The sequence below is a fragment of the Deltaproteobacteria bacterium genome, from assembly GCA_016210005.1.
GTDB lineage: Bacteria > Desulfobacterota > Binatia > HRBIN30 > JACQVA1 > JACQVA1.
Genome location: JACQVA010000101.1, coordinates 1 through 4,949, shown reverse-complemented (window position 1 = coordinate 4,949; position 4,949 = coordinate 1). Strand labels below are relative to the sequence as shown.

Here is a 4,949-nt window from a genome sequence, read left to right as displayed (position 1 = left end):
GATCTCCTCGACGACCCGCACTACCGAGCCCGCCGCACGTTCATCGAGGTGCAACCCCCGCTCGGCTTCAGCGAGACGATTTACGGCGCCTACGTAAAGACCAGCGGCTTCACCCCCGACATCCGCCCCGGGCCGATGATCGGCCAAGACAACGAGCATGTCTTCAAGAGCCTGATGCAGATCGGCGAGGAGCGCTACCAGCGGCTTGTTGAGAAGAAGGTCATTTTCTAGTTGTCGTCGGAATCAACAGACAACTGCCCGTCTATTGGCGGGGAAGGGATCGAGCCATGAAGACTCTGGAGATGGCCCAGGCAACGGCGCCGCTGGCGCCCGTGAGGTTCGAAAGGAGCCTATGGTCGTGACCCGGCGTGGGCTTCGTGCCCGCGAACTTACATTGCCGGGCCGGCATCCCTACGCTGACTACTCTCGTTTCTTCCAGGATCTCGCCATTGCGTTCCTCGCCTACGGTGCTCTTTACCGCGCCGTGCACGGTTCCCTCAGCGCCGTAGTGTATTTGGCTGTCATCGTCGCGCTCCGCATGCTCTGGGCCATCGACGCGTTGCGCGAGCACCCAAACAACTTCCGCTTGAACTTTCACCTGATCGCGGGTTCACATACGGCCCCTTCCTGGATGCCGGCTGCCAGCTTGGCCTGAAAAGTCACCCAGACCGGACGCGGGGAGTCCTTGTCGGGGTAACAAAAGAGCTCTCGGAGCAATCTCCGGGTGATGGGGGGTGATGGGAGGGGGAGGACCCGGACCGAAGTGTTGATCGAGAGGGACAAAACGGACGCAAAGTGGCCCTGGTCGCCCTCGGTGTGGCCGTGTGGGCATACCACCCGCTGGAGATGGACCGCTTTGTCGCTATCCAGCACGTGTTGACGTTTGCTGCTGGCGTGTGCCTGTTCTTCGTCGGCCAGGAAGCGCTATCTGAGCGCAGCCCGTCTCCAGTCGGAAGAAAGGAAGAAAGGAAGAAAGCGGGCTTTTGTCGGGCCCGTCTCCAATAGGACGGCCCGCAAGCCGGAACGGTGATCTATCTTCTGCAGCAGCGCTTGGATTTGAGGCCGCTGCCGCAGGGGCAGGGATCGTTGCGTCCGGGCTGCTGCGATAGGGGTGGCCCCGCCTTGCCCAGAGTCAGGGCGGCGAGGGCGCCCACAAAGACCGGGGCCGCGAACAGCCCGGCGCCTCCGGTGGCGTGATAGATGCCGAGCACCGCGAGCGCCTGGTAGGCGCGGTTGAACGGTACCGTGTCCTCCAGGGCTTGCCACGCCTCGCCCGCGACCACCATCCCGTCGAGCAGGAGCAATGCCGCCGTCCCCACACACAACACGGCGAGCAAGCGACGGCGACGGGCGCGTGCGGCCGCCAGCACGATGGCGAGAAAGAGCGGCACGTTGCGGATGTGGTCGAGTGTATTCAGGTGCAGGCGCTCCGGCGGCACGATCACGGCGAGCTTCCCGCTTCTGGGCGCCCAAGCTGCCGGTTCCGTCACCGACCACGCGACCGGCTCATCCAAACACGCCCGCAGCACGCCCGCACCGATCGCGGCAACGAAGCCGCCGGCGATGCGTTGCATGGGCGCCGTGGCGAACAGGCCAAGGAGCACCGCATACAGCGCCAGAAAGCGCACGCTAAGCCAGAAGATGCCGGTCACGATCCGCGCTCCGCGCCCAAGAGAGCCACATCGCGAGGGCCACTGCCAAGATGATCACCGGCCATAGGTACAAGTGACCGTATTCGAGCGTTTCGGGGTACCGTGCGCCGATATCAATCAGCGTCACCATGCGCACCAAGTTGACGACCAGCAGAACCGGAATCCCCAGTATCAGCCCAGAGACCTTGCGGCGCGGGCCGCTCGGAAAGGCGAGCACCGCCGCGACGAACAGCCCGATGACCTCGACCCCCGTACAGTCTGAAACGATCTGGAAAGCTGCTGACCTGTAAGAAATCGTGTTGTCCACCCGCGCCACGTCCGCACCAAGAAGCGCCAAACTGGCCGCCGCGAGTCGCGCCGACAGGTTCGACACTACTCCGCCCACCGCCCCATCGAACACGAGCAAATCGACCTGCACCAGGGTCGAAAACAGCAGAACGAGCCCGAGGAATGTCAGCGCGAATCTGACCAGTAGGGCTCTTGCGGTCTGGTTCCGGTGAGTCGCTGTCAACCGGTTCGCAGGCATCCCACGCCTCCGGACAACTAGTCCCCTGCCGCCCGCCGCCGCAAGATAACGGCCGTCTCTCGCTGCACTTCCGCGCGAGTCGATCCCCGTCTGACTCTGCTGCGCCATGGTTACTCGATGGCCACGCGCCGCCGGAGGATAACGGCCGTCCCCGCCCCTAGCAGCCCCAGGGCGAACACGATCAGGCCCCACTCGGAGAGGGTAGGGATTGAGGTTCCGCCCCCGCCACTGCTAAGCGGCGTCCTCGTCGGCGTCCTCGTCGGTGTGGCGGTTGGCGTTGCCGTCGGTGCAACCATCGGCGAGTTGGTTGGCGTCGTTCCGCCCCCGCCACCGCTAAGCGGCGTCCACGTCGGCGTTCTCGTCGGCGTCCTCGTCGGTGTGGCGGTTGGCGTTGCCGTCGGTGCAACCATCGGCGAGTTGGTTGGCGTCCAAGTAGGTGTCTCCGTCGGCGTTGGTGGTGGTGCCGTTGACCAGATTTCCACTGTAAGCGAGCCGTAGTTATCGAAATAGACGCAATCGTGGTAGTTCAAACTGATAGGCGCTCCCAGTCCAACGAATACACTCGTGTAGACATGCGCCGGGTTGTACGCTCCCCAGTATGGGAATGTAGTACTGTCTATTGTGCTGTCGTTTATCCCTAAACCATTGTCAACGGTTGGACCAAATCCTGCGCAAACATCAGTAGGTGTGATTTGGTCAAAGCAGTAGTATTCGGCATCGGCATCCGGTTGGGTGGGGCAGACGGTTCCAATGAAGATGGCACCGGACGCTCTTATCCAATAGGTTATTCCGCTCGCTAGACTTGTAGCCGAAACTACTGAACTGCCGTCCGAGGGCACAGCTATCGTTTCGAGCAGGCTGGCTTGGGCTGTGCTACCATCGACCGTCAGAGATACCACCCTACCGATAATAGCGATTACTGCTGACCATACCCGCCGATTCGCTAACACGAATGTCATTCGTCTCATGCGAGTCTCCTCTTTATGCTGGCCACCGCGGCGACCTCGCCGGCTCGCCGCTCTGGCGATTGGCAGATGCTTCTCCGATGCCCTGGCTCAGAGATCTGAGAGTGGCCGTGGCGGTGCCCGCGAAGTCAGCATGCACCCTCCCGTGTGCGATACTTGTTTGATGGATGCGCGTCCTCATTGTGCCCCTCCGTGTGCCGATCAAACCGGTGGGATGCCTTTCCTGCTGTTCATCGGCTCGACCCGCCCAGCAGGAAGCCCGGTCCCTCCGCTTGCAGGAGCTGCTTCAGGAATCGGTTGCAGCTGGCGACGCACACCCTGCCGCTCGCCTCCCTCAGTGCCGTGATCGCTGCGTCGTCCATCGAACGTACCTCCTGGAGGTCGAGATGCAGCTGCTTGCCCGGGTGCTCTCGGACGAAGCCCGCCACCTCTTGCGCGAAGTGCTCGGCATCGGCTCCCGTCAGCCGCCCCTGGACCAGCCAGAGCACCTGTCCATTCCGCTCTGTCTTCTCGATTCGGACCACCTGCACGCGCCATCCGAGGCGCAGAGCTATGCAGGCGCAGTGCCGGCCGCCTCCGGCGGGCAACGCGAAGCAGGTTTCAGACGCAGCGGAGATCGGTGGCCCGAGTTGGTAGCACGTTGTTAATACCGATTGGTAGCACCGTGCTACCAGGGCGCGTATCGCGGGTGGCTCATGGCATATGGCCGGAGGCGGCCCCCAGAAGTTGGCGGCCAGTTCAGTGGATCATTCTCGGATCGGGGAAGGGTGCGACGAAACGAAAGCTGCTCACGCCCGCGATGCGCTCGAAGTCACGGGTGTTGTCGGTGACCAGGATGCAGCCCGCCTCGCGGCAAGAGACGGCAATCAGGATGTCGTTGCCGAACGCTTTGCCAACGCGTTGCAGTTCCAATCCGTCGCGCCGGACGAGGTCGGCCAGCATCGCGCCGGATTTCTCCCAGGCACGCCGCGACGGCGTGATGACCCGTCCGCGTCGCGCATAGACCGCCAACACATGGCGTTCGAGCTTCCGTCGATCGGCGGCGCCACGGGTCCCCGCAATGAGCTCCTGGAGCCACTACCGCACTCAGGTACTCGAATGGGGCGAAGAGCAGATGAAAGCGTTGCAGCTCAGCGTTGGCGGCAGGATCTCGGAACGCTTCAATGAAGATGTTGGTATCGAGTACGTATTTGTGCACGCGGGTTCACTTGCCAGGCTCCGGCGGCGTGAGGGTGACACCCAACATGGCTCGTGTGCCGGCGATCAGCTCGCGTCGAAACAGCACCAGATCGAGGGCGGTCTCAATCGCCTCGGTTGTCGTGGCGCTCCCGAGGGCGCGCTGAGTCGCCGCCACTTTCTCCGGCGCCAGCCGGTACGTCCGCGGCACCTTCCGCCCATGCGCTCTCGACCTCGCGCGGTACTTCGCTCCATGCTCATCCCCGCCGCCCATGTACATACGCAGTGCACCCCGTGTCAATAGTTCTAGTCTCGGACCTGCGGTCGGCGTCGGTTCGGCGGGTCAGCTCCCGTTCGGGTCGCTGCACGGTGCCAAGTCCGACAGGCCGGACCTCTAGCACTACTGTGTCATAGACTTGGGGTCGGGAGTCAGGCCGCTGCTTGCCTTCAACGCCGCATGCGGGGCGTCGCCCCTGCACCCCACGAGGAGCTGATCCTGCCCGAGTTGTGGCCTCTGGACACGGAGATTCGATTGTGGTAGACGCACATGCGTGACGGGGGAGGTGGAGGCGGCGGGGCTGGTATTTCCGGTCGGTGCGATCGACGCGATTCGCGCGCGCATCGAGGCCG

8 protein-coding genes are annotated in these 4,949 nt (G+C 63.3%); 2 read left to right on the top strand and 6 right to left on the bottom strand.

Annotated elements, in window-relative coordinates:
* Both HY699_10075 and HY699_10070 read left to right on the top strand, forming a co-directional pair.
* The coding region (locus HY699_10075) for a hypothetical protein (protein ID MBI4516146.1) at positions 1-231 on the top strand (231 nt) is incomplete at its 5' end.
* A gap of 121 nt (positions 232-352) precedes the next feature.
* Positions 353-655 carry a hypothetical protein gene (locus HY699_10070; protein ID MBI4516145.1) on the top strand — a complete coding sequence of 101 codons (303 nt, stop codon included), beginning with the start codon at positions 353-355 and terminating at the stop codon, positions 653-655.
* A 376-nt stretch (positions 656-1,031) separates the two neighbouring features.
* Here HY699_10070 and HY699_10065 read toward each other — a convergent pair whose 3' ends face one another.
* From HY699_10065 to HY699_10040, 6 genes are all read right to left on the bottom strand, one after another.
* Positions 1,032-1,286, bottom strand: a complete 255-nt coding sequence (locus tag HY699_10065) for an SEC-C domain-containing protein (protein MBI4516144.1) — start codon at positions 1,284-1,286, stop codon at positions 1,032-1,034.
* 343 nt (positions 1,287-1,629) lie between these two features.
* Positions 1,630-2,178 carry an exosortase H gene (gene xrtH / locus HY699_10060; protein ID MBI4516143.1) on the bottom strand — a complete coding sequence of 183 codons (549 nt, stop codon included), beginning with the start codon at positions 2,176-2,178 and terminating at the stop codon, positions 1,630-1,632.
* 110 nt (positions 2,179-2,288) lie between these two features.
* Complete coding sequence (locus tag HY699_10055) at positions 2,289-2,474, bottom strand: IPTL-CTERM sorting domain-containing protein (protein ID MBI4516142.1); 186 nt, start codon at positions 2,472-2,474, stop codon at positions 2,289-2,291.
* Between the two features lie 899 nt (positions 2,475-3,373).
* Positions 3,374-3,631 (bottom strand): hypothetical protein, encoded by a 258-nt coding sequence (locus HY699_10050; protein MBI4516141.1) that lies wholly within the window; start codon positions 3,629-3,631, stop codon positions 3,374-3,376.
* Positions 3,632-3,881: 250 nt separating this feature from the next.
* Positions 3,882-4,157: a hypothetical protein gene (locus tag HY699_10045; GenBank protein MBI4516140.1), complete on the bottom strand. Its 276-nt coding sequence runs from the start codon at positions 4,155-4,157 to the stop codon at positions 3,882-3,884.
* A gap of 190 nt (positions 4,158-4,347) precedes the next feature.
* Positions 4,348-4,530 carry a hypothetical protein gene (locus tag HY699_10040; GenBank protein ID MBI4516139.1) on the bottom strand — a complete coding sequence of 61 codons (183 nt, stop codon included), beginning with the start codon at positions 4,528-4,530 and terminating at the stop codon, positions 4,348-4,350.
* Positions 4,531-4,949: the final 419 nt, after the last annotated feature.